General features: G+C 50.4%; 18 protein-coding genes, 1 pseudogene and 1 other annotated feature (1 of these 20 running past the window's edge). Of the genes and pseudogenes, 15 read left to right on the plus strand and 4 right to left on the minus strand.

What is annotated here, in order from left to right; translation table 11 throughout:
• Nucleotides 1-234: a binding site (T-box leader), on the plus strand; it begins 69 nt to the left of the window's first position.
• Between the two features lie 182 nt (nucleotides 235-416).
• A complete protein-coding gene (locus DWW13_RS07565; protein ID WP_022462387.1) occupies nucleotides 417-2,120 on the plus strand; it encodes a proline--tRNA ligase in 1,704 nt (567 codons plus the stop codon).
• A gap of 74 nt (nucleotides 2,121-2,194) precedes the next feature.
• The gene (locus tag DWW13_RS07570; RefSeq protein ID WP_118719754.1) at nucleotides 2,195-2,698 is read left to right on the plus strand and encodes an NUDIX hydrolase; all 504 of its coding nucleotides are present in this window, start codon (nucleotides 2,195-2,197) and stop codon (nucleotides 2,696-2,698) included.
• A gap of 124 nt (nucleotides 2,699-2,822) precedes the next feature.
• On the opposite strand, the gene DWW13_RS07575 is transcribed toward DWW13_RS07570, so the two are convergent.
• Nucleotides 2,823-4,121, minus strand: coding sequence for a dicarboxylate/amino acid:cation symporter (locus DWW13_RS07575; RefSeq protein WP_117509863.1), 1,299 nt, complete (start codon nucleotides 4,119-4,121; stop codon nucleotides 2,823-2,825).
• Nucleotides 4,121-4,966, minus strand: coding sequence for a dTDP-4-dehydrorhamnose reductase (gene rfbD, locus DWW13_RS07580; RefSeq protein ID WP_117509864.1), 846 nt, complete (start codon nucleotides 4,964-4,966; stop codon nucleotides 4,121-4,123). The genes DWW13_RS07575 and rfbD overlap by 1 nt, the downstream gene beginning before the upstream one ends.
• Nucleotides 4,967-5,178: 212 nt before the next feature.
• On the opposite strand from rfbD, the gene DWW13_RS07585 reads away from it, so the two are divergent.
• Nucleotides 5,179-6,510, plus strand: coding sequence for an MATE family efflux transporter (locus tag DWW13_RS07585; protein WP_118719772.1), 1,332 nt, complete (start codon nucleotides 5,179-5,181; stop codon nucleotides 6,508-6,510).
• 161 nt (nucleotides 6,511-6,671) lie between these two features.
• A complete protein-coding gene (locus DWW13_RS07590; RefSeq protein ID WP_055219933.1) occupies nucleotides 6,672-7,898 on the plus strand; it encodes a dicarboxylate/amino acid:cation symporter in 1,227 nt (408 codons plus the stop codon).
• 67 nt (nucleotides 7,899-7,965) lie between these two features.
• Here DWW13_RS07590 and DWW13_RS07595 read toward each other — a convergent pair whose 3' ends face one another.
• Nucleotides 7,966-9,180 (minus strand): GNAT family N-acetyltransferase, encoded by a 1,215-nt coding sequence (locus DWW13_RS07595; RefSeq protein ID WP_022462381.1) that lies wholly within the window; start codon nucleotides 9,178-9,180, stop codon nucleotides 7,966-7,968.
• Between the two features lie 256 nt (nucleotides 9,181-9,436).
• Between DWW13_RS07595 and DWW13_RS07600 the strand changes: the two are divergent.
• From DWW13_RS07600 to DWW13_RS07640, 9 genes and pseudogenes are all read left to right on the plus strand, one after another.
• A pseudogene (locus DWW13_RS07600) lies at nucleotides 9,437-9,673 on the plus strand (TIM-barrel domain-containing protein); the annotation flags it as partial.
• A gap of 191 nt (nucleotides 9,674-9,864) precedes the next feature.
• Nucleotides 9,865-11,928, plus strand: coding sequence for a diguanylate cyclase (locus DWW13_RS07605; RefSeq protein ID WP_330425596.1), 2,064 nt, complete (start codon nucleotides 9,865-9,867; stop codon nucleotides 11,926-11,928).
• Nucleotides 11,929-12,197: 269 nt separating this feature from the next.
• Entirely contained in the window at nucleotides 12,198-12,989 is a 792-nt protein-coding gene (locus DWW13_RS07610; protein ID WP_117761637.1) for a shikimate kinase, read from the plus strand.
• A 358-nt stretch (nucleotides 12,990-13,347) separates the two neighbouring features.
• Nucleotides 13,348-15,099, plus strand: coding sequence for a peptide ABC transporter substrate-binding protein (locus tag DWW13_RS07615; protein ID WP_117802379.1), 1,752 nt, complete (start codon nucleotides 13,348-13,350; stop codon nucleotides 15,097-15,099).
• 115 nt (nucleotides 15,100-15,214) lie between these two features.
• Nucleotides 15,215-16,171: an ABC transporter permease gene (locus tag DWW13_RS07620; protein WP_022462669.1), complete on the plus strand. Its 957-nt coding sequence runs from the start codon at nucleotides 15,215-15,217 to the stop codon at nucleotides 16,169-16,171.
• Between the two features lie 10 nt (nucleotides 16,172-16,181).
• The gene (locus DWW13_RS07625; RefSeq protein WP_022462668.1) at nucleotides 16,182-17,099 is read left to right on the plus strand and encodes an ABC transporter permease; all 918 of its coding nucleotides are present in this window, start codon (nucleotides 16,182-16,184) and stop codon (nucleotides 17,097-17,099) included.
• 18 nt (nucleotides 17,100-17,117) lie between these two features.
• A complete protein-coding gene (locus tag DWW13_RS07630) occupies nucleotides 17,118-18,149 on the plus strand; it encodes an ABC transporter ATP-binding protein (protein WP_118719756.1) in 1,032 nt (343 codons plus the stop codon).
• Nucleotides 18,149-19,150, plus strand: coding sequence for an ABC transporter ATP-binding protein (locus DWW13_RS07635; RefSeq protein WP_022462666.1), 1,002 nt, complete (start codon nucleotides 18,149-18,151; stop codon nucleotides 19,148-19,150). Before DWW13_RS07630 ends, DWW13_RS07635 begins: the two co-directional genes overlap by 1 nt.
• 3 nt (nucleotides 19,151-19,153) lie before the next feature.
• A complete protein-coding gene (locus DWW13_RS07640) occupies nucleotides 19,154-19,507 on the plus strand; it encodes a hypothetical protein (protein ID WP_055219923.1) in 354 nt (117 codons plus the stop codon).
• Between the two features lie 81 nt (nucleotides 19,508-19,588).
• Here DWW13_RS07640 and DWW13_RS07645 read toward each other — a convergent pair whose 3' ends face one another.
• Nucleotides 19,589-20,176 (minus strand): AAA family ATPase, encoded by a 588-nt coding sequence (locus DWW13_RS07645; RefSeq protein ID WP_117802383.1) that lies wholly within the window; start codon nucleotides 20,174-20,176, stop codon nucleotides 19,589-19,591.
• 168 nt (nucleotides 20,177-20,344) lie between these two features.
• On the opposite strand from DWW13_RS07645, the gene ispG reads away from it, so the two are divergent.
• On the plus strand, nucleotides 20,345-21,400 hold the full coding sequence (gene ispG / locus DWW13_RS07650) for a flavodoxin-dependent (E)-4-hydroxy-3-methylbut-2-enyl-diphosphate synthase (protein WP_117509872.1): 1,056 nt from the start codon (nucleotides 20,345-20,347) through the stop codon (nucleotides 21,398-21,400).
• 20 nt (nucleotides 21,401-21,420) lie between these two features.
• Nucleotides 21,421-26,010, plus strand: coding sequence for a PolC-type DNA polymerase III (locus tag DWW13_RS07655; protein WP_022462662.1), 4,590 nt, complete (start codon nucleotides 21,421-21,423; stop codon nucleotides 26,008-26,010).
• Nucleotides 26,011-26,028 lie beyond the last annotated feature (18 nt).

A 26,028-nucleotide genomic window follows, 5' to 3' on the forward strand; every position in this document is an offset into this window, starting at 1 on the left:
TGCAGAATCTATCGTGAACCGGTCTTGGAGCTGTGCACCGAAGAGAAGAAAATCCATCAGGGAAAATTTATTTCGTAGGCTGCACCGGGATCTCCCGTTACAGAGAAGGTACAGAGAGCAGAGATCACGCGTATTACAAAATACAAAAATCGTGGGGTACAAATGCTCTGTGTCAGAGTGCAGGAGTTTTCCTGAATTTAGGTGGTACCGCGGATAAAAAAATTCGCCCTAAACTGCAGCTTGCGGTTTAGGGCTTTTTTCTGTTTGAAAATGAAGCATCGCATTCTCGTTACTTCAGTGATGAGTTAGATGCGTAAAATGTTGACTAAAAGCTTAAAATCGGACAGGCTGGAATGTTCTCGCGTCTGGAAGACTTCAGATGTTGAAAACCCAAAGAATAAGGAGGAAATCAGAAAATGAAACTTGAAAAATTAGTAGGAGAGCGCTTCAAAGAAAGACCTGCTGACTGTGTCATCGACAGCCATGCTATTATGGTAAAAGGCGGATACATCAAATATATGGCAAACGGAATCTATTCTTCCTATCTGCCGCTGCGCCGCATTGTGCGCAAAATCGAGCAGATCCTGCGCGAGGAAATGGACAAAATCGACGGCCAGGAAGTGCAGTTCCCGGTTGTCATGCCGGCTTCTCTGTGGGATGAGTCCGGCCGTTACGATAGCATCGGCGATGAACTGCTGCGTTTCACCGACCGCAACAATGCCAAAATGGTACTCGGCATGACCCACGAGGAGGCAGCCGTACACCTTGTACGCGAGTATGCACAGAGCTACACCAAATATCCGTTTATGATCTATCAGATCCAGACAAAATTCCGTGATGAGGCCCGTCCGAGAGCCGGACTGATCCGTGTGCGTGAGTTTACGATGAAGGATGCTTACTCCTTCCATACCAGCCAGGAAGATCTGGAGCAGTATTACGAGAAATGCCACGCAGCATACGAGCGCATCTTCGAGCGTGTCGGCGTGCCGGAGGTGGTATCTGTCAAATCCGATTCCGGTATGATGGGCGGAAATATCTCCCACGAGTTCATGCTTCTGACTCCGGTCGGAGAGGATTCCATCGTTCTGTGTGATTCCTGCGATTACAGAGCCAACATGGAAGCAGCTGAGAACATTTCCGACATCGCAAGAGACGCAGAATCCGCTGCACTCGAAAAGGTTTACACACCGAACGTCCACACCATTGAAGACGTCTGCAATTTCTTCGGAGACGAGACAAAGAACTCCTGCAAAGCCGTTGTTTATCAGCAGAATGTTGATGATAAATACGTTGTCCTTTTCATCCGCGGTGATCTCGAAGTCAACGAGACGAAGCTGGTCAACTTCCTCGGCGAGCAGGTTCACGCAGCCGTGATCACCGAAGAATGCGGACTGAACGCAGGCTATATCGGACCGGTGAACCTGAAGGTGAACGGAGATGCCGTTGTTCTCTATGATAAATCCCTCGAGGGAAGAAACAACCTTTCCTGCGGAGCCAACGAGGCAGAGCATCATTACAAAGGACTCGACATGGAGCGCGACGTTCCGAATGCCGAGTATCACGATTTTGCAAAAATCCAGGAGGGCGGCATCTGCCCGAAATGCGGCAAAAAGACCGTGAAGATCTCCAGAGGTATCGAGGTCGGAAATATCTTCCAGCTTGGAACCAAATATACAAAATCCATGAATATGACCTATGTCGATGCAAACGGCGAGAGCAAGACCCCGATCATGGGATGCTACGGTATCGGTGTCGGCCGTCTGGCAGCATCGGTCTGCGAGGCACATCACGATGAGTACGGCCCGATCTGGCCGAAAGCTATCGCTCCGTGGCAGGTACACCTCTGTGCGGTCCGCGTCGATGACGAGGAAGTAAGAGCATACGCGGACAAGCTGTACGAGGATCTGCAGAACGCAGGCATCGAAGTGATCTACGACGACAGAAGCGTCAGAGCCGGCGTAATGTTTGCCGATGCCGACCTGCTCGGTATTCCGCTTCGCATCATCGTAAGCCCGAAAAATATGAAACAGGGCGTTGTCGAGGTTGCATCCCGCGATAAGACTCTGAAAACACAGATTCCGCTGGAAAATGTGATGGAAGAGATTAAACAGTATCTGTAATGATTCAGAACCATGCGAAAGGGAAGAAAAATCGCGATGGGGTTCGGAAGAAGTTCGACAGGAGAAAACACGATATGGAACTCTGGGATATCTATGATGAAAACAAACAGCCGACCGGCCGCACGATGAAGCGGAATGACTGGCATATGAAGCCGGACGAGTTTCACCTGACGGTGCTCGGCGTAATCGCAAGACCGGACGGAACCTTCCTTATCACAAAACGTGTCATGACGAAAGCCTGGGCACCGGGCTGGTGGGAGGTTTCCGGCGGCGCGGCACAGGCAGGAGAGAGCTCCTGGGAGGCCGTGCGCCGTGAGGTCAGAGAGGAAACCGGACTCGATGTGAGCAAGGCTGACGGCGGTTATCTCTTTACCTACCGGCGCATCAACCCGGATGAGGGAGACAATTACTTTGTCGATGTCTATCGCTTCGTGATGGATGTCAAAGACGAAGATCTCCATCTTCAGGAGGAAGAAACAGACGGCTACCGTTTTGCTACGCCGGACGAAATCAAAGAGTACGCCGCAGAAGGTAAATTCCTGCATTACGACAGCATCCGCCAGGCATTTGAACTGTAACAGAAAAATAAGATAAGAAAAACGCGTTCCCGCCGGAAACCACAGGGGTTTCCGAAAACGGGAACGCGTTTTCTTAGCCTTAGAGCGTGTCTGAAAAAGGCTTTTCGCAAGCAGTTTATTGCAGTTAATTGCGATTGAATACTTCGCGGTTGAGCGCCTTTTCCTGATGGCTGACAATCGTTGTGCAGACAGCATCGCCTGTGATGTTGACGGCGGTACGCAGCATATCGAGAATACGGTCGATACCCATGATAAGAGCGATACCCTCCGTTGGCAGTCCGACGGAATTCAGTACCATAGCCAGGGTAACAAGCCCGACGCTTGGGATACCGGCGGTACCGATGGAAGCCAGTGTTGCGGTAACAACAACCGTTGCGAGGTTTGCCGGAGTCAGATGAATACCGTATGCCTCTGCGATGAAGATGACAGCGACACCCTGCATAATGGAGGTACCATCCATGTTGATGGTTGCGCCGAGCGGAATGGTGAACGAAGAGATCTGTTTCGAGACACCCATTTTTTTGTTCAGTGTATCAATCGACATCGGGATTGTTGCGTTGGAGGTTGCGGTGGAAAATGCAAATCCCATAACCGGAAGGAATTTCTTCACGAATTTAATCGGATTCAGCCGTGTGAATACGAACAGAAGAACCTGATAAATGACGAAGCACTGCAGTGCCAGCGCCAGTGTTACATTTCCCATGTATTTCAGCATCGGTGCGAACGCAGAAAAGCCGACCGTTGCAAAGGTACGTGCAATCAGACAGAAAACGCCGACCGGGGCCACCTTCATGACCGTCATGGTCATTTCCATCATGACATCGTTAAACTGGCTGATAAAGTTGGAAACGACCGAAGCGCGGTTTCCGAGCTTTGCCAGCATTACGCCGACAAACAGGGCGAATACGATGATGGGAAGCATATCGCCGTTTGCCATGGAACCAATCGGGTTCTTCGGGATGATGTTGAGCAGTGTATCCACCAGGCTGACGCTGGAATCTGCTGCTGTCGAGGACAGGTCGGCTTTCTGAACCGCACTCATGTTAAGTCCGAGCCCCGGGTGAATGAGCAGGGCGGTTCCAAGTGCGATGCAGACGGCAAGTGCTGTGGTAACAAGGTAAAAGCCGATCGTTTTTACGCCGACCTTTCCGAGGGTTTTGCTGTCTCCGATGGACATACTTCCGCAGACGAGGGAGCAGAAGACAAGCGGTACGACAAGCATCTGCATCAGGCGGATAAAGCCCTGTCCGATGACATAAAGCACACCTTCTACGATGACGGTGTCCTTGATATAGCTGGACGGGATCCAATAGTGAATCACCACGCCGAGCAGCGCACCGGCCAGCAGGGCAATAAAAATCTGGGTGGAAAGCCCGAGCTTCTTTTTTGACTTTTCCGTTGTTTCTTTTCTGTTTCGGACCATTATTCGATTCCTCCGGTTTCTTCGAGATATTCTTTCAGTGCCGTTTTCCAGTCGAGCGGCTCAGGAATACCGGTCAGGCGGAGCATCATGTTGTCCAGAACAGAATAGGTCGGGCGGACATCATCGCGTGCGACAACCGGGTAGAGATCAAGGTCACCGGTTTTTCCGGTATACTCGAGGATGGTTCTTGCAAACTCATAGCGGCTGCAGCTTCCGGGGCAGACAACGTGGTACAGACCATACTCCTCGCTGTCGATAAAGTGGCAGATCACGCGTGCAAGCTCAAAAGCACTGGTCGGAGCCGCATACTGGTTATTTGGAACCTCCATCGTGCCGCCCTTTGCCGCATTGCGGAGTACTTCATCCACAAAATCGCGGCCGATCCCGTAAATCCAGGAGCTTCGGATGATGACAAAGCGGTTCAAAAGCTGTGTCAGGATTTTCTCTCCGGCCTCTTTTGATTTTCCGTAGATCGTACGCGGATGCACGGTATCAAACTCGTTGTACGGGATGCGGGATTCCTTGTCGAAAACGTCATCCGTTGAGATCTGAATAACCTTTGCGTCGATATCATTGGCGGCAAGCGCTACGTTGCGCACACCGATGGCATTGACACGATAGGCTTCGTCGATGTTTTTTTCACACTCGGCAACGTCGGTCATACCGGCGCAGTTGATGATAACGTCGGGACGGTTGACATAAACAAACTGTGTGACTTCATCGATTTTGGTAATATCAACCTCGTGAATATCCGTTGGAAGAAGCTGATATTCCACACCCTCCAGCAGTTCCAGAAGGGCAGTACCGATGTGGCCTTCGGCACCTGTAATCCATATTTTTTTCATAGGTTCTCTCCTGTCCTTGATTTATATACAGAAAAACTGTAATTGTATTTATTTTACCTGTGGACTTTACAGAAGTCAATAAATTATGGAAAGTCTCTGTGCAGAACCGGAAAAAAGTGGTATCATTTCTGTATATGTCTGCGGTGTAAGACTGCATATCTGCTACAAAAGAAGGAGGAGTATTTTTGAAAAAGAACAAATATGAAATCGACATGTGCAACGGCACGATTATGGACAAGCTGATTTCCTTTTCGCTGCCGCTGATGGTGTCCGGCATTCTGCAGCTGATGTTCAACGCGGTGGATATCATCGTCGTCGGACGGTTCAGCGGAAGCCAGGCGCTTGCGGCTGTCGGATCGACAACGGCACTCATCAACGTGTTCATCAATCTGTTTATGGGAATCTCGCTCGGTGCGAATGTGCTTGCGGCGCGGTATTATGCAGCGGGGCGCGACCGGGAGATGTCGGAAACGGTACATACATCGATCATGCTGGCGCTGATCAGCGGCGTTGTGATGGCGTTTGTGGGCGTATTTTTTGCAAAAGGCGCGCTGGAGCTGATGGATACACCGGCGGATGTCATTGATCAGTCGGCATTGTATATGAGAATTTACTTTATGGGAATGCCGTTTTTCATGCTGTACAACTACGGTGCGGCGATTCTGCGTGCCGTCGGCGACACGAAGCGGCCGCTGTATTTCCTGATTGTATCGGGTGTGATCAACGCTGGTCTGAATATGTTCCTCGTGATCGTGTTCAGTCTCGGCGTGGCAGGTGTGGCGATTGCAACGGTGGTTTCGCAGGCGATCTCCTGCGTGCTGGTTCTGCGGTGCCTCTATAAGAGCGAGGGAAGTTATCAGCTCCGGTTCTCGAAGCTGTGCATGAAAAAGGATTACATCATCCCGATTTTCCAGGTCGGCATCCCGGCGGGTATTCAGAGTACCGTTATCAACTTCTCGAACGTGCTGCTGCAGTCATCCGTCAATTCCTTCGGTTCGATTGCAATGGCAGGCTACACGGCGTCCAACAATGTGCTGGGATTTTTATACACCTCAGTCAACTCCGTCACCCAGGCGTGCATGAGCTTCACAAGCCAGAACTACGGTGTCGGAAAATACAAACGAATGGATAAGGTGCTGATCGACTGCCTGATTCTCTCCAGCGGCATCGCACTGGTGATGGGTGGCGGCGCGTATCTGTTCGGTACGGAAATCCTGCAGATTTACACCGGGGACCCGGAGGTTATCCGCTGCGGTATGGAAATTCTGTCGATCACGACGGTTCCGTATTTCCTCTGCGGCATCATGGACCTCTTCCCGGGAGCCCTGCGCGGTATGGGATGCTCGGCGGTGCCGATGATTCTGTCCGTCATCGGAACGGTCGGAACGCGAATCGTGTGGATCTTCGGCATTTTCCCGCAGCACCGCTCGCTGTATGTGCTGTTCATTTCGTATCCGGGATCGTGGATCATCACGATTATCATGCAGGTGATCTGCTATCTGATTGTGCGGAAGAAAGTCCACAGCCGGGCAGCAGCCGTATAAAAAGAGAAAAAAGACAAAAAGCCAGAAAAACCGCGGATAAATCCATTTTTAGGTGGAATTATCCGCGGTTGTGTGATAAGATGGCCGTATGCGAAGAGGCAGGTAGAAGATACAGGGACACCTGCCTCTTACTCTGTGAAAAAGGAGAGAAGAGAGAACATATGAAAAAGTTTTATGCATGGTATCAGAAGCATATTACAGGTGCGATCTTTACCGGACTGATTCTCGGTATCTTAACCGGACTTCTTCTGGCGGACCGCTTTACGCCGATTCTGACCGTAACCGGCGTCATCGGCGGCATCTACATGAACGCCTTGAATATGATGATTTTCCCGATGGTATTCTGCTCAATTGTCATGGGCATCTGCAGCATCGGAAATGCAAAAACGACAGGTAAGATCACCGGCTACTCGATGATTTTCTTCCTGTGCACCACCGCGATTGCAAGTGCAGTCGGCATTATCATTCCAAGACTGATCCGCCTCGGAAAGGGAGTCCATTTTGAGATGGCAACTTCCGATATCCAGGCGACCGAGATGACCAGCATCCTCGACACGATCAAAAACCTGATCCCGTCCAACCCGGTGAAAGCATTTGCGGAGGGCAACATGCTCCAGGTACTCGTGTTCGCTGTCGTTGTCGGCTTTACGCTGATTGCGGTCGGAGAGAAGGGACAGCCGCTCTTAAACGTGATCGACTCCCTGAATGAGGTCTGTTTAAAAGTCATCAGCACTGTTATGTACTTCACCCCGATCGGTGTCTTCTGTACGATCGTGCCGGTTGTCGAGGCAAACGGAACCAAAACCATCGTTTCCCTGGCAACCCAGCTCATCATTCTGTATGTGGCATTCTATGGATTTGCGATCGTCGTCTACGGCGGCGCTGTAAAACTCATCGGAAAGACGAGTCCGGTCAAGTTCTTTAAGGCGATCATGCCGGCAGCCCTGAATGCATTCGGAACATGTTCCAGTTCCGCGACGATCCCAATCAGCAAGCGCTGTGTCGAGAAAGAACTCGGCGTTTCGAACCAGATCAGCAGTATCGCAATCCCGCTCGGTGCCACCGTCAACATGGATGCGGTATCGATCCTGATGTCGTTTATGATCATGTTCTTCGCAAATGCCTGCGGCATCAACGTCAGCATTTCGATGATGGTGATCATTCTGCTTGCCAACGTCCTGCTTTCTGTCGGAACACCGGGTATCCCGGGCGGCGCGATCGCATCATTCGCGGCACTCGCCACGATGGCAGGCCTTCCGGCCGGCGTCATGGGTGTTTACATCAGTATCAACACACTGTGTGACATGGGTGCCACATGCGTCAACGTCATCGGCGATATGGCAGGCTGCGTTGTGCTGCAGGAGAAAATTAAACTGGAAGAAAACTAAAAAATGTTACATAGAAAAAGAGGGATTCCTTTCACGGGAGTCCCTCTTTTGCAATGCGTAAAATAAATTAAATATAGTCCGAAACATATGGAATATGGTGGAAGAGCAGGTCGTCCAGGCATTCCACAGTCTGCGGCGTTGTTTCGATGCGCGCCATCTCATACAGCTTGGAAGCCGTCTTGTAGCCGAGCAGCAGTGTCGTGAGCGATGCGATCGTCATTTTCATCACATGGTCCGGCTCGCGGTCGGTCGGCACACAGTGTCCTTTTTCAAAGAAGAATGTGAAGCTGTCATTGTTCCACGGAAGCAGCTCATCCTCGATCTCAAAACGGATACACACATCCGGCTCGTCCGGGTCGCAGGCGTAATGTTCCATAAACTGCACGACATCGATGATACGCCCCATCGAGTACGGGCGAATCGTTTCTTTGATATCGCTGTCCTCAAGCTCGAACGCGATGGGTTCACTGTAGTAGTTATTTCCTTTGACCTCATCGATCATGGAATCGTGTGCATGAATATACTCCCAGAGTCCCAGCTGCGCCTCACGGTTCAGATAGATCATCTCTTTGATATGCATGATATCGGAGCTGATCAGATAGACCATGTAGCCGTACGGCACATCATCAGCGGAATAGTAGATCGCAACGACGGTATCATCCTCATCCCAGCGGAAATATTCTTCCCACGCCAGATTGTTGCGGTAGAGGCAGCCGTGCGTCTTCGAAGCAAATTTGGTATGTAGTTCCTTAAAATCCTTGTCATCCCATGCCACGCGGCGCACATAGCCAGGGGCTTTGAGTTTCCGCGGCACCTGCGTGTCCTTGATGGTGTACGTCATCTTATTGGAAATGATTTCCCATCCGAGATTCCGGTAGAGCGGAATAGAGTAGGGATAGAGAAGCGCAAAGGAACGGTGGTTTTCCCGCATGCGCGTGAGACTCCGGATCATCAGCTTTTTCATGATGCCCTGGCCGGTGTATTCCGGGTAGGTGCAGACGCTGGTGACAAAACCGACGGGATAGCGGACACCGTAGATATTCATGTCCAGCGGATAAACCGCGAACTGTGATACCAGATCCTCCTCGCAGAAACAGCCGAGCACATCGGCACGGACGAGAACCGGGAATTTGGACTGCTTGATTTCATCGTCTTTCCATCCGCTTTCGGAAAGCTCCTGCTCTGTAACCTGAAAGGCGTAGCGCAGAAGTGCATTGTACTGCTCTGCGTCGTCGATGGTCAGCGGGCGGAAGGTTAAGTTCGAATCTTTCGTTTGAATCATGGATTACTCCCTCATTTTATTGTGAATCAAAGTATAGTGAATCAGATACTTTATTTTTTCGTAAATATTCTATCATAAGAAATGGAATTTGTGCAGTTAAAAATAAAGCCCATTCCGCAAATTTGGTAAAAAGATCAAAATAGTGTTAGAAATCGGATAAAAACTTCAAGAAACAGACAAAAAAATCTAATAAAATGAAAAACATACAGGGATAGTCTGCGCGAAAAAGTAGACATACGATTTCCAGGGTGACTGCGTTGAGATCGACGTGTTCAATCCGGAGACAAGAAAATATGTCTGGGACGTATGCAAGAAGAACTACTACGATTACGGCATCAATGCTTTCTGGCTGGATAACTCCGAGCCGGATTACGGTGTTTACGATTTCGATCATTACCGCTATATTGAAGGACCGGCGCTCTCCTGCAGCAACATCTATCCGCAGTTATACAGCCGTGTCTTCCATGATAAGAAGAAAAAACCGACCGCGTAAAACCGGTCGGTTTTTTTGAATAAATTTCCATTACAGGACGGTTTTTGTACACTTTTTTCTTGACGAAACGGGAAACAATCGTTACACTATTATGTATAACTGTAATTAAAATGGGAAAATGTAGCAAAACGCGGAAGCACACAAAGGGGTAATGAAGTTTTGTGTGTACCGGGGAGAAGAGAGGGAAACAGATGAATCAGACCGAATTGCCGGAATGTGAAAAAATAAATAAGAAAGAGCCTTCTAAGGATGTTCAGATGACACAGAAACAGGCAGAACGTCTGGTGGAACATCTGAAGAATATTTTCATGTATGTGCGGGTTCTCCGTCCGGATGAGATCGGAGATTTTATTATCGATGAAGAGAATGGCAAGCTGTGTGAATGCTACGCAGTATGGAACAAAGCGATGCCGTGCCTTAACTGTATTTCCGAAAAAGCCCTGCGGGAGAAATCGCAGAAATCAAAACTGGAATGCATTGCGTCGAATGTGTATCAGGTCATTGCAAGATACGTGGAGATCGAAGGAGAACCATGCGTGATCGAGATGATCAACCGTCTCGACGATGAAACACTGATGGACTCCGAAGGACGCCAGAATCTGGTAAGCAAGCTGAACAGCTACAGCGAAGAGCTGTATCGTGACGCGCTGACCGGAGTATTCAACCGCCGCTACTTCGAAGACCAGATCCGGGACGCCAGCTTTTGCTGCGGCGTAGCCATGATCGATCTCGATGATTTCAAATTATACAACGATACATACGGCCACAATGCCGGAGATATGGCGCTTGACACCATTGTAAAGACCGTCAACCGCTGCACCCGACGTACCGACCGTCTGATCCGCTTAGGAGGAGACGAATTTCTGCTGGTTCTGCCGGAGATGGATGAGGAAAACTTTGTACAGAAATTAAAACAGATTCAGTCACAGATCCATGAGGCACAGGTGCCGGGCTACTCGAAGATGCGTCTTTCCGTCAGCGTAGGAGGTGTTCTGACAAGAGATGAGACGATCGGCGAAGCTGCGATGCGTGCCGACCAGCTGATGTATCTTGCGAAACAACGGAAAAACATGGTTGTCACCGAGAAAGACCAGATCCTGGGTTGTCAGGACGATGTTGTCCGTCAGGAAAACCGCAGAGAAAAACAGCGCATCCTGATCGTGGATGATTCCGAGATGAACCGTATCATCCTCTCGGAGATTCTGCAGGATGAATACGATATCATCGAGGCTTCCACCGGCGAAGAGTGCCTGCGTCTGCTGGAAGAATACGGAACAGGCCTTGCGCTGATCCTTCTGGATATCGTCATGCCGGGCATGGACGGTTTCGGAGTGCTTGACTACATGAACCGCAACCACTGGATCGAAGAGGTTCCGGTCATCATGATATCGAGCGAGGATTCCACCGCATTTGTGCGCCGTGCGTATGAGCAGGGCGTATCCGATTATATCAGTCGTCCGTTTGATGCAAAAGTTGTTTACCAGCGTGTCTTCAACACGATCAAATTATATGCAAAACAGCGCCGTCTCGTGACGCTCGTCACCGAGCAGATTTACGAAAAAGAGAAAAACAATCAGATGATGATCAGTATCCTGAGCCATATCATGGAATTCCGGAATGGCGAGAGCGGACTTCATGTCCACCACATCAACGTTCTGACCAGTATGCTCCTCGAGCGTCTGGTACAGAAGACAGACCGCTACCACTTAAGCTGGTCCGATCAGCTGATGATCACAACGGCATCCGCGCTGCACGATATCGGAAAGCTGGGCATTGACGAGAACATTTTAAATAAGCCGGGAAGGCTGACGAAAGAAGAGTTCGAGGAGATGAAGAAACATACCCTGATCGGAGCGTCCATGCTGAAGAGCCTGGAACTGTATCAGGACGAGAAGCTGGTACAGATTGCGTACCAGATCTGTCGCTGGCATCATGAGCGGTACGACGGAAAGGGTTACCCGGACGGCTTAAAAGGTGAGGAGATCCCGATTGCAGCCCAGGTTGTATCGATTGCCGATGTTTACGATGCGCTGACAAGCGAGCGTGTCTACAAACCGGCATACACGCACGAGAAAGCCATCGAGATGATCCTGAACGGCGAGTGCGGTACCTTCAGCCCGCTGATGCTCGAGTGTCTGCTCGATATCAAAGATGCCATCTGCGAGGAGCTGAACACCATATCCGAAGAAAAACAGACTTCGATTCAGATTGAAAAGCTGAAAAAGAATCTGAAATCGGGGGGGGGGCAGAGCTGAGTTTTCTGAACTCTGATGAAAAGTTATCCACAGAAGATGCCCGGGAGAACAGGTATCATGCGGATTCGAAAGACGATCTTAAATAAAAATATACCAAAACCCATGGATTTCTGAAAAGATTCCATGGGCTTTTCGCACTTTTGTGCAAATTTTTGTTGTGATTCCGGAGGACAACTGCTATAATAACAGAAAATGTCAAAAAATACGACAAAAATACCGGAAGAGGGCTGTGCGAACAAGTACACACAAGTCTGGAAAGGATAAATATCATGAATCAGTTGGAAGTATTACGAGAGAGCCTTGGACAGTGCGATGAGATTATTCTGGATGCACTGCTGATGAGAAACCGTATTGTCGAGGACATTATGGTATATAAAGAAGCAAATAACGTGCCGATTCTCCAGCCGGAGCAGGAAGCAAAACAGAAGGAATGGCTGGAACGCCGGATGCAGGAAAAACGCCATAAAAACGAAGTGGCGGATGTTTTCGAGAGCATCACAAGAAACAGTAAAAAGATTCAGGCAAGAAAGCTGTTCAATTATAATATTGTACTGATTGGCTTCATGGGAGCCGGAAAGAGTACCATTTCCGATTATCTCAAAACCGTGTTTGCCATGGATATCATCGAGATGGATCAGATCATCGCAGAGCGTGCCGGTATGAGCATCTCCGATATTTTTGAGACTTACGGCGAACAGTATTTCCGTGACTGCGAGACGAATCTTCTGATTGAAATGCAGTCGAGAACAAACGTTGTCATTTCGTGCGGCGGCGGAACTCCGATGCGTGAGTGCAACGTTGCGGAGATGAAAAAGAACGGCCGCGTTGTTCTTCTGACTGCAAAGCCGGAGACGATTTTAGACCGTGTCAAAGACAGCCACGACAGACCGCTGATCGAGAACAACAAAACCGTTCCGTTTATCGCAGATCTGATGAGCAAGCGCCGTGAGAAATATGAGGCCGCAGCCGACATTATCATCGAGACGGACGGAAAGAGCGAGCTGGAGATCTGTGAGGAGCTGATCCACAGCCTGCGGCAGATGGATGCAAAAGCGGAATAAAAGAGAAAAAGCAAAGAAAAAGAAGAAGCAAGAAAAAGCAAGAAAAAGAAAGAAAAAGAAGAAGGAGAATGCTGTGTGCGACGGCAGCCTCCTTCTTTTCCTTTTGATACCGAATTGTTGCGCACTTAAAAAATACAAAATGTGTAGGAAAAAAGATTGACAAAAAAGATATTTTTCGATATTCTGATAAAAGTTGGGCTAAAATCACGTGAAAAGATTGAAAAAACAAGGTATTATTTCGTGCTATTGTCCGAATAAGAGAAAAAATTCAGGATAATTATATGAAAAACAATGGCCCGTGTGCAGACATAGCCGGATCAGCCGGGGAGGGTCTGCGGAAAACAAAGGAGGAACACCAATGAGAAAAAGAAACAAAGTCGTTTCTCTGCTTTTGGCAGGATGCATGGCAGCCGGTCTTCTGGCCGGATGCGGAAGCAGCGGAGAGGCACAGGTAGCAACTGCTGACAATGCTACAGCGGCATCAACCAGTACTGGAGCAGCGGATTCAGCAGCACCGGAGACTGCAGGTGAAGTGGACGGACAGATCAATCTTCGCGCGGTATCCTTTGGAAACAATTTCGATGTGCAGGATATGGGATGGCGCTGGATGATGGCGGAGTGCTATGAAGGACTGATGCGTGACGTGGCAGATGAAAACGGAGACCGTTTCGAGTATGCCGGTGCAGAATCCATGGACGTATCCGATGACGGACTGGTTTATACCTTCCATCTGAGAAAGGATGCAAAATGGTCCGACGGACAGCCGGTTACCGCAGCAGATTATGAGTACGGCTGGAAACGTCTGTTAAATCCGGAATACGGATATTCCTATTCTTTCTTCCTGTTCAACGTAGTAGGAGCAGAGGAGTATTATAACGGACAGGGTTCTGCCGATGAGATCGGAATCAAAGCAGTTGACGATTACACCTTCGAGGTTACCTTAAAGGTAGCGGATCCGACCTTCCAGTCCAAGCTGGTAGCAACTCCGCTTTACCCGACCCGTCAGGATGTCGCAGAGGCAGCCGGAGACCAGTGGGGAAAAGACTGGACAAAATGTGTCTACAACGGACCGTTTGCCATGACAAACCTGGTAGAAGATAACTCCATGACATGGGTGAAGAATGACCAGTACTGGGATAAGGACAACGTAAAACTGAATCAGGTAAACTGGTACTGTGTAGCAGAGAACGCAACAGCAGCAACCATGTTCGATAACGGACAGCTGGACGTTTTCGATGCAGCAGGCGATTACATTGCAAAATATGACAAAGAAGTAGAAGCAGGCAATATGCAGACCATGACCACCGAGTACCCGGGAACTATGGTTCTGTGCTACGAGCAGTCTGAGGGCGGAAAATCCGGTCTGATGAAAAACGTAAACATCCGCAAGGCAATTTCCTACTCCATCAACCGTGAGGAGATGGTATCAGCTGTTTACGGAAGATACACCGCAGCTTACGGCTTCGTTTCCCCGGCGATCACGCTCGACGGAACTTCCTACCGCAAGCAGGCGTCGGAGACCATGAAAGAGGAATATGAGCAGTATGCAGGAGATGCAGACAAGTTAAAAGCACTGTTCCAGAAAGGCCTTGATGAGCTTGGTATCACCGACAAACCGGAAGACATCACCATTACACTGCTGTCCCAGGGTTCTGCTACCGAGAATCAGCTCGAGAGAGAGTACCTGCAGCAGTCCATTTCCCAGAATCTGGGCGTAAAGGTAGAGCTGAACACCGTTGGCGATTACCAGATGTTTGCAAACGAGCGCGATAACAAGAACTACGATATCTTTGTAGGCGGATGGTTCAGCGATTACAACGATCCGCTGGATTTCCTGAACGTCATGAAGACAGGCGTTTATGATTCCTACGGCCTCTATAGCAACAGCGAGTACGACAGCCTGATCGATTCTCTGACCGGAGAGAACGACAACGCAAAACGCCTTGAGATTTACCAGAAGCTGGAAGATCTGCTGGTTGCACAGGATTGTGGTGTTGCACCGCTGTACTACTCTGATAAACATTACTATTATCAGAACTGGGTAAAAGATTTCTACACATCCTCCTTCGGCGCAAGCCAGGAGCTTTACAGAGCATCTGTACAGAAATAAAAAAGCAGCAAAACAGAAGAAATGAGGGAAGAAGGGCTTATGAAACAATAGGCTCTTCTTTCGCTATCATAATAAAAATTCCGGTCGGAAAAGACCGGACAGGGAGAGGATTTTTATGCCAAAATATTTACTGCGCCGTTTTGCAGAAATGCTGATCACACTGTTTCTGATTGCAACGGCCACGTTTTTCCTTCTGGAAGCGGTTCCGGGAGATCCGCTGACGGAGCGTGCGAGCAAGCTCTCGCCGACCGTAAAGGAAAACCTCTATAAGCGCTACGGCCTCGACAAGCCGATGATGGAGCGCTATGTGATCACAATGAAGGGAATCTGCAAGGGAGAGTTCGGGGAATCTGTTGTCTATGCGGGACAGACGGTACAGAAGCTGATTCATGACCGTCTTCCGGTATCCGCCCGCCTTGGTATCCAGCAGGTGCTGGTCGGTATCACGATCGGTCTGCTGCTTGGAATTCTTGCGGCAATGAGGAGGGGAAGCTTCTGGGACTATATGGTGATCGCCCTGTCGGTCCTCTTGATTTCCATTCCGAACCTGATCTTTGGTCTGATGCTTCAGAAAATTTTCGCAGGTAACCTGAAGGTTCTGCCGACGATCGGCTGGCCTGCGGGAAAGGATCTGTGGTTCGGAGGATGGGAATACACGATTCTTCCGACCCTGACAGGATGCTTTTCTTATATTGCAACGTATGCGCGTCTGCTGAAAACCTCGATGCTCGATGTGATCAATCAGGATTACGTGCTGACTGCTGAATCGAAGGGCTTAAGCCGCGGACAGATTATCCGCCGCCATATCCTTCGGAACTCGTTTATCCCGGTTATCACACAGCTTCCGATGTCGGTTGCCATGTGTATCACAGGCTCCTTCTTCATCGAGAGCATCTTTTCCATCCCGGGAATCGGACAGTATTATGTGACGGCGGTCAATAACCAGGATCTTTCCATTATCATGGGAGAGACGGTTATTATCGCAGCACTTTACATCGGTGTTCTCTTTATCACGGACCTGCTGTACGTGGTCGTTGACCCGAGAATCAGTCTGACAGGAAAGAGCAGATAAGGAGGATATTATGGCAGCATTAACACCGGAAAAATTTAAAGTAATAGGATACACCGAGGAAGATGCGAACCGGATTGACCGCCCGACCATTTCCTACTGGCAGGACGCCTGGAGACGGCTCCGCAAAAATCCGATCGCAATGGGATCTCTTGTTGTGCTCGGCATTCTGCTTGTCATGGTCATCATCGGACCGCATATCAAAGGATATGATTATGTATCCATGAATATCGCCGAGAAAAACCAGGGCGTATCGTCAAAATACTGGTTTGGAACCGACAACCTGGGACGTGACCTCTTCTCAAGAGTCTGGGTCGGCGCGCGGGCATCACTGATCATCGCGATCGTTGCAACGGCAATCAAACTCATCATCGGAACGGTATATGGCGCGCTGATGGCACATTTCGGCGGCTGGGTCGATGAGGTTCTGATGCGGATCATCGAGGTTATCAACTCGATTCCGTCTCTGCTTCTTACGATTCTGATCATGATGATTCTTGGAAATAACCTGTTTGCACTTCTGGTCGCGCTTAGTGTCACCGCATGGTGTAACACGGCACGTCAGGTGCGCGGTATGATCAAACAGCTCCGTGAGACGGAATACGTTTACGCGGCGGAGGTGCTCGGTGCAAAACCGCTCCGCATCATCTTAAAACACTATGTACCGAATATGCTGGGTATCCTGATTCTGGATACGGCGACGGCAATCCCGATGTTTATTTTTACGGAGGCAGGTCTTAGCTTCCTCGGCATCGGCCTCAAGGCACCATCGATCAGCCTTGGTGTCCTGATTTCGATGGGACAGCAGAACATGGATTTCTATCCGTCACAGCTTCTGTTCCCATGTCTCGTGCTCTGTATCATCGTTATGGCATTCAACCTTCTGGGAGACGGCCTGCGCGATGCCCTGGATCCGAGACTTCGCCAGTAATAAGTGGGAGATAACGATATGAACGAACAAAACAATCCGATTCTGGAAGTAAAAAACTTAAGAGTCTCTTATCACACCTATGCCGGTGAAGTAAAGGCAGTCCGCGGTGTACAGTTTTCTCTCGAGAAAGGTCAGGCGCTCGCAATTGTGGGCGAATCCGGCTGCGGAAAATCTGTAACGGCGAAATCCATCATGGGCCTCATCAAGGCCCCGCAGGGTGAGATTAAAGAGAACAGTGAAATTCTCTATCATGGAGAGAATATTCTGAAATACAACAAAAAACAGTGGCAGCATTACAAAGGCGGCGAGTGTGCAATCATTTTCCAGGATGCGCTGGCTTCCTTAAATCCGACGATGCGTGTCGGAAAACAGATTATGGAAAATCTGATGGGCCATAAAAACATGACAAAACAGGAAGCGGCAAAGGAGGCTGTCGAGATGCTGCGCATGGTCGGCATCCCGGAGCCGGAAAAACGTGTCAGACAGTATCCGCACGAATTTTCCGGCGGTATGCGTCAGCGTGTTATGATCGCGATTGCATTTGCCTGTGATCCGAAAATTCTGATCTGTGACGAGCCGACGACCGCGCTCGATGTGACAATTCAGGGACAGATTCTCGATATTATCAAAAATCTGCAAAAGAAAAATCAGACGTCCGTCATCATGATCACACATGATCTCGGTGTTGTGGCAAATATCGCACAGAAGATTGCTGTTATGTATTCCGGTATTATCGTGGAAAGCGGAACGTGTGAGGATATTTTCTATCGTCCGCGTCACCCGTATACCTGGGCGCTGATCCGTTCCGTACCGCGTCTGGATCTGAAAAACAAGCAGGAACTCGCGACAATTCCGGGAACTCCGCCGGATCTTTTAAACCCGCCGGTCGGATGTCCGTTCTGCACGCGGTGCAGCTACTGTATGCCGATCTGTAAGGAAGAGATGCCGGAGGCAACGGAATTCGGCGGCGAGCATAAGGCTGCCTGCTGGCTCCATCACCCGATGGCACCAAAAGTAGAAATGCCAGATCTGGAAGGAGGAGAACTGTAATGGAAAATAACGAAAAAGAAGTGCTTTTTTCCGTTTCCCATCTGAAAAAATATTTTCAGGTCGGAAACCATGCGACCTTAAAGGCCGTGGATGATGTCTCCTTCGAAATTTACAAGGGTGAGACACTTGGAATGGTTGGCGAGTCCGGATGTGGAAAGACAACGTGCGGCCGTACCTGCATCGGCCTGTATGACAAGACCGACGGACAGGTGCTCTACAAGGGAACCGATGTCCATGCATTAAACGGAAAAGAGCGGTTTGCCTTCAAAAAACAGGTGCAGATGGTCTTCCAGGATCCGTATGGATCGCTCGACCCGCGTATGACCGTTGCCGACATCATCGGCGAGGGCATCGACATTCACCATCTGGCAAAGAATAAGAAAGAGCGCCAGGAGATGATCTACAAATATCTGGAGCTGGTCGGACTGAACCGCGAGCATGCGAACCGTTTTGTGCACGAGTTTTCCGGCGGACAGCGCCAGCGAATCGGTATCGCGCGTGCGCTTGCCGTGCAGCCGGAATTCATCGTTCTCGATGAGCCGATCTCCGCACTCGACGTTTCGATTCAGGCGCAGATCGTCAACCTGCTTGTGGACTTACAGAAGAAGATGGGTCTGACCTATCTTTTCGTTGCGCATGATCTGTCGATGGTTAAACATATTTCCGACCGTGTGGCGGTTCTGTATCTGGGAACGCTCGTCGAGCTGACGACATCCGAGGAGCTGTACGCCAACCCGCGCCACCCGTACACACAGGCACTGCTCTCCGCGATTCCGATTCCGGACCCGAAAGTAGAGGCAGAGCGCGACCGCAAAAAAATCCGCCTCGAAGGCGAGGTGCCGAGCCCGATCAACACGAAGCCGGGCTGCAAATTCCAGGGAAGATGCAAGTACGCAAAAGACATCTGCCGACAGCAGATGCCGGAATTAAAAGACGTGGGCAACAATCACTTTGTGGCATGTCATTTCTGCGATGCGTTAGAAGAAAATAAGGAATTATAAAACATGGAAAAGATAAAGAACATCTGCCGTGATCTCGGCAAAGCATTTACAATCGGCCTGCTCTCCGGCGGCGCTGCGGCAGCTGTGCTGCTGCTGGGAGGATTCCTCTTTGGGGGATTCACGTTCCGCGCTGCCCTTGAGGCGGCGAAAGACGGCCTGCTGCTGATCGCGGCCCTCGGCATGTTCGTGATCGCCGGAATGCTGATGGTAAAAGGCAAAAACCCGGAGAAATTCACGCAGAAGGAAAAATGGCGCGTCCACTTTGCCGTGCTCGGATATAAGAGTGTGTTCGCAGTTCTCTGCGTTTCCTGGGTGCTGTGGGCGGCAGCGGCGGATTATCTTTTGTATCGGATGTGAAAATAGTTTCTATAAATAAAAAGAGAATTTTGCAGACTGTAAAAATGAGGTCCGGCAAAATTCTCTTTTTTCGTTTAGTCGTTATTCGTCTTCGAGACGGGAGATAACCATCTCCATGGATTTCTGATATTCTTCATCCGAAGAATTGTAGAACAGCATCAGATCGAGGCAGCTGCTCATTTTCTTCAGTGCTTCCGGGATGGAGTAGTCGATCGTTTTCACATATTCATCCCAGTGCTCCAGCTTCCACGTATCGCGCACGGAGTTGCGGTCGATCATGCGCTGGTGGCAGATCTCCGGTTTTGTGACAACCCAGATCACAACAAGCTTTGCCCCATGGTCAGCGAGCTTTTTGGAGAAGTTTTTCAGGAACTTCTCATCATGCACTTCGCGTGTGAATGGTGCGTTGATCAGCACAATATCGTCATACTCGAGTGCTTCCAGTCCGAAATTGACCGTTACTTCATATTCATAATCGCGGATATTCTCCTCGAAGAAATCAGAACTGCGGTTGATTTCCTGTCCGCCCGCTTTGAAAACGCGGTTCGACAGCGGAATGACTGTGTCCTTGTCGAGATAAACAACGTGTTTCAGCTCCTTGGCGAGCTGTTTTGAAATGTATGTCTTTCCGCACGCCGGCGGCGAGGTTACGAGGATCATCTTTTTCATCGTTTGTATGTCTTCCTTTCCAGTTGAATCAAAAAAAATCACTCCTAGCATTATAGAAAATTTGGGAAAAAATTGCAAGAGAAAAGACGGTTGTGCCAGAGAAAAAATTGTCTTATAATAAAATAAGATTTTTATGCCATCACGGAGAAAATAAATGGAGGAAAGACAATGAGCAGAGCAAATACACGAGTTGTGAAAATCGGCGACCGGGTCATCGGAGGCGGAAATCCGATTCTGATCCAGTCCATGACGAATACCAAAACAGAAGATGTGGAGGCAACCGTAAAGCAGATCCAGGCGCTCACGGAAGCCGGATGTGACATTATCCGATGCGCCGTCCCGACCATGGAGGCAGCCAGGGCGCTGTCCGAGATCAAAAAGCAGATCTCGATTCCGCTTGTAGCAGATATTCATTTTGACTATCGATTGGCGATCGCCGCGATCGAAAACGGAGCCGATAAAATCCGCATCAACCCGGGCAACATCGGCAGCCGCGACCGGATCCAGGCGGTTGTAGATGCAGCAAAAGAACGCCAGATTCCGATCCGCGTCGGCGTCAACAGCGGTTCACTCGAAAAAGAGCTGGTGGAAAAATACAACGGCGTAACGGCAGAGGGCCTGGTGGAGAGCGCGCTCGACAAAGTGCGGATCATTGAGGAGATGGGCTATGACAATCTCGTCATCAGTATCAAATCGTCTGATGTGATGATGTGTGCAAAAGCGCATGAGCTGATCACGAACCAGACGGATCATCCGCTTCATGTCGGCATTACGGAGGCAGGAACGCTGTATTCCGGCAACATCAAATCGGCAGTGGGGCTCGGTATTATTTTATATCAGGGCATCGGAGATACGATCCGTGTTTCCCTGACCGGCGATCCGCTCGAGGAAATCAAATCCGCAAAACGGATCTTAAAGACCCTGGGACTTCGAAAAGGCGGCATTGAGGTCGTATCGTGTCCGACCTGCGGACGGACCCAGATTGACCTGATCGGACTGGCAAACCAGGTGGAAACACTGGTGCAGGGCTACGATCTTGATATCAAGGTTGCCGTCATGGGCTGCGTGGTCAACGGACCGGGCGAGGCAAAAGAGGCGGATCTTGGTGTTGCAGGCGGAAAAGGCGTCGGCATTTTAATTAAAAAAGGTGAAATCGTGAAAAAAGTACCGGAGAGCGAGCTGCTGTCCGTCTTAAAGGACGAGCTGGATCACTGGGGCAAGTAAAAAAGAAAGCAGGAATAGGAATGGAAAAACAGTTTCAGGAAGTATTTCCGGATTTGAGAATCGAAGGGGGCATGGCAGAGCTTCTCGATACCGTGGAGGTTTCGCGGGTATCGATCAATAAGAAAAAAGATCTGCTGCGGATCTATGTGGTCAGCCATCAGTGGATTCACAAAAAATATATTTATCAGCTGGAGCGCCAGATCGAGGAGCAGCTCTTTTCCAACGTGCCGCTGCGCGTGAAGATTATTGAGCGGTTCTATCTGTCGCGCCAGTATACGCCGGAAAACTTTCTGGAGGTGTACCGTCCGAGTATCCTGCTCGAGCTGAAAAACCACAGTGTCTTTCTGAATCATCTGTTTTCGACTGCCGAGATTACCTTCCCGGAGACGAACAAAATGCACCTGGTGCTCGTGGATTCCGTTGTGGCAAAGGAGCGCGAGGAGGAGCTGGTCCACATTCTCGAGAAAATCTTCTGTGAGCGGTGCGGCTTCGACCTGATCGTGGAAACCGAGATGAGAAAGCCGGAGGGCGAGAGCCGCGCCATGAGAAATTCCGAGCTCCGCATCCGGGAGGAAGTGCGCCACGTTCTGGCGCATACCCATTACGGTGAGATGCTCGGCGAAAAAGAGCAGAACCGGATGGAAGAGCAGGCGGAAGCAGCAGGCGAACAGCCAAAAGCAGCCGCAGCAGCCAAGGGCGGCGAGGCGAAAAAAGAAAAAGCAGCAGACGGCGGAAGGGGAAAAGGTTTTTCCGGCGGCGGACGCGGTTCCTTCAAGAAAGGCAAGGGCAGTTTCAGCCGGAATGCGGACAATCAGCCGCGCAAATCCTCCAATCCGGATGTGCTGTACGGAAGAGATTTCGAGGATGAGAGCGTGGAGATTCTGAAAATCGGCGATGAGATCGGTGATGTTGTCATCCGAGGAAGAGTCCAGAGTGTGGATATGCGCGAGATCCGGAATGAGCGTACGATTTTCATGTTCACGATCACCGACTTTACGGATACCATCGGCGTCAAGATTTTCGTCCAGAACGCGGAAGTGCCGGAATTAAAGGATGCGATCAAAAAAGGCGCGTTCATTAAAGTAAAAGGAAAAACGACGGTTGATGCATTTGACCACGATCTGACGGTTATGTCTGTCTGGGGCATCAAGAAGATCACCGATTTCCGTACCGGCCGTCAGGATACGAGTCCGGTGAAGCGTGTGGAGCTGCACTGTCATACAAAGATGAGCGATATGGACGGTGTCACCGATGCTGCCCGTCTGGTACAGCGTGCCTACGAGTGGGGCCATCCGGCGATCGCGATCACTGACCACGGCGTGGTGCAGTCCTTCCCGGAGGCAAACCATGCGATCGAGGCGATCGACGGCGCTTACCGGAAAAAATACCAGGCAGAGCACCCGGATGCGACAAAAGATGAGCTGAAAAAAGTTTCGGCTCCGTTCAAGGTCATCTACGGCATGGAGGCTTATCTCGTCGACGACTTGAAAGATATCGTTGTCAACAGCAAAGGACAGGACATCCACGGAAGCTACGTTGTGTTTGATATCGAGACGACGGGATTTTCCCCGGTTGTCAACAAAATCATTGAGATCGGTGCCGTCCGTGTGGAAAACGGAGCGATTGTCGATAAGTTTTCCACCTTCGTCAACCCGAAAGTCCCGATCCCGTTCCGGATTGAGAACCTGACCGGCATCAACGACAACATGGTTCTTGACGCGCCGGACATCGAAACGGTGCTGCCGAAATTCCTGGAGTTCAGTGAGGGAGCCGTTATGGTTGCCCACAATGCTTCGTTCGATATGAGCTTTATCGAGCACAACTGCGTCCTGCAGGGGATCGAGCGGGAATTTACAACGGCGGACACCGTCGCCATGGCGCGTTTCCTGCTGCCGGGCCTGAACCGTTTCAAGCTGGATACCGTTGCGAAGGCGGTCGGCGTATCGTTGGAAAACCATCACCGTGCGGTGGACGATGCCGGCTGTACGGCGGAAATTTTCGTGAAATTCGTAAAAATGCTGGAGGAGCGCAATATTCTGACTCTGGATGACCTGAATGCGCAGGGAAAAGTATCGGAGGAGGCTGTGCGCAAGCTTCCATCGTACCATGCGATCATTCTGGCAAAGAACGAGACGGGACGTGTCAATCTGTACCGCCTCGTGTCGGAATCCCACCTGAAATACTACAACCGCCGGCCGAAGCTGCCAAAGAGCGTCTACCTGAAATATCAGGACGGTCTGATGATCGGATCTGCCTGCGAGGCGGGCGAACTCTACCAGGCAATCCTGCGCGGTGAACCGGATGCGGCGATTGCGCGTCTCGTGGACTTCTACGATTATCTGGAAATCCAGCCGATCGGCAACAACGCGTTCATGATCAAAAAAGAGGACGTTTCTGCCGTAGAGAGCGAGGAGGATTTAAAGGAGATCAACAGGCGCATTGTTAAACTCGGCGAGCAGTTCCATAAGCCTGTTGTGGCAACGTGCGACGTCCACTTCATGGATCCGCAGGACGAGATCTACCGCCGCATCATCATGACCGGAAAAGGTTTTGACGACGCGGATGAGCAGGCACCGCTGTTCCTGCGCACTACCGAGGAGATGCTTGAAGAGTTTTCGTATCTCGGAAGTGAGAAAGCGGAGGAGGTCGTCATCACCAATCCGCGCAAAATCTCCGACCTTGTCGAGAAAATCTCCCCGATCCGTGCCGGAAAATTTCCGCCGGTCATCGAGGATTCCGACAAGACACTGCGGAGAATCTGTTACGACCGCGCGCATGAAATCTACGGCGAGGAGCTGCCGGAGATCGTTTCCGCGCGCCTCGAACGGGAGCTGAACTCCATTATTTCCAACGGATATGCCGTTATGTACATCATCGCACAGAAACTAGTGTGGAAGTCGAACGAGGACGGCTACCTCGTAGGATCGCGTGGTTCCGTCGGTTCCTCGTTCGTTGCGACGATGGCGGGAATCACGGAGGTAAACCCGTTGAGCCCGCATTACTACTGCGAGTCGTGTCATTACAGCGAGTTCGATTCGCCGCGCGTCAAAGAGTATGTCGGCCGCGCCGGATGCGATATGCCGGACGCCGTCTGCCCGAACTGCGGCAAGCCGCTGAAAAAAGCGGGATTTGATATCCCGTTCGAGACGTTCCTTGGATTCAAGGGAAATAAAGAGCCGGATATCGACCTGAACTTCTCCGGTGATTACCAGAGTAAGGCGCACAAATACACAGAGGTTATTTTCGGCGCCGGTCAGACGTTCCGTGCGGGAACCATCGGTACGCTGGCGGATAAAACAGCGTTCGGTTACGTGAAGAACTATTACGAAGAGCGCGGCCAGCACAAACGGAACTGCGAGATCGACCGGATCGTGGAAGGATGCACCGGCATCCGCCGTACCACCGGCCAGCACCCGGGCGGTATCATCGTTCTGCCGTTCGGTGAGGATATCAACTCCTTCACCCCGGTGCAGCATCCGGCGAACGATATGACAACCGACATCATTACGACCCATTTCGATTACCACTCCATTGATGCCAACCTCTTAAAGCTCGACATTCTCGGACACGATGATCCGACCATGATCCGTATGCTCGAGGATATCACGCACCTTGATGCGCAGACGATTCCGCTCGATAACCCGGAGGTCATGTCGCTGTTCAAGAGCACCGAGGCGCTCGGCATCAAGCCGGAGGACATCGGCGGCTGCCCGCTTGGATGTCTTGGCGTGCCGGAGTTCGGTACCGATTTCGTTATCCAGATGCTTCTGGACACGAAGCCGCAGTCGTTCTCTGACCTGATCCGTATCTCCGGTCTGTCGCACGGAACCGACGTATGGCTCGGCAATGCGCAGACATTGATCGAGGAGGGCAAGGCGACGATTTCCACCGCCATCTGTACCCGGGACGATATCATGATCTACCTGATCGACAAGGGACTCGAAAGTGAGCTTTCCTTTACGATCATGGAGAGTGTGCGAAAAGGAAAGGGCTTAAAACCGGAGTGGGAAGAGGAGATGAAGGCACATGACGTGCCGGACTGGTACATCTGGTCATGTAAAAAGATCAAGTACATGTTCCCGAAAGCCCACGCGGCGGCGTACGTCATGATGGCGTACCGCATCGCTTACTATAAAATTTTCTATCCGCTGGCGTACTATGCGGCGTACTTCTCCATTCGTGCGTCCGCATTTTCCTACGAGCTCATGTGCATGGGACGCGACCGGCTGGAATATTATATGAAAGATTACGAAAAACGGAAAGACACGCTGACTCAGAAGGAGCAGGCAACCGTCAAGGATATGAAGATTGTCCAGGAAATGTACGCCCGCGGCTTCGATTTCGTGCCGGTGGACCTCTATAAGGCACAGGCGCACCGCTTCCAGGTCTACGATGACAAACATCTGATGCCGGCGCTCGACTCGATCGAGGGTCTGGGCGACAAGGCGGCCGACGCCGTTGTCCTTGCGGCACGAAACGGAAAATTCCTCTCGAAAGATGATTTCCGCGACCGCACCAAGGTCAGCAAGACGATTATCGACTTTATGGCGGACCTCGGTGTCTTCGGAGATCTGCCCGAAAGCAACCAGTTTTCGCTGTTCGACTATTAAAAGGAGCGTCCCCTTTCC

It is taken from the genome of Blautia sp. AF14-40 (assembly GCF_003479665.1).
Classification (GTDB): domain Bacteria; phylum Bacillota; class Clostridia; order Lachnospirales; family Lachnospiraceae; genus Fusicatenibacter; species Fusicatenibacter saccharivorans.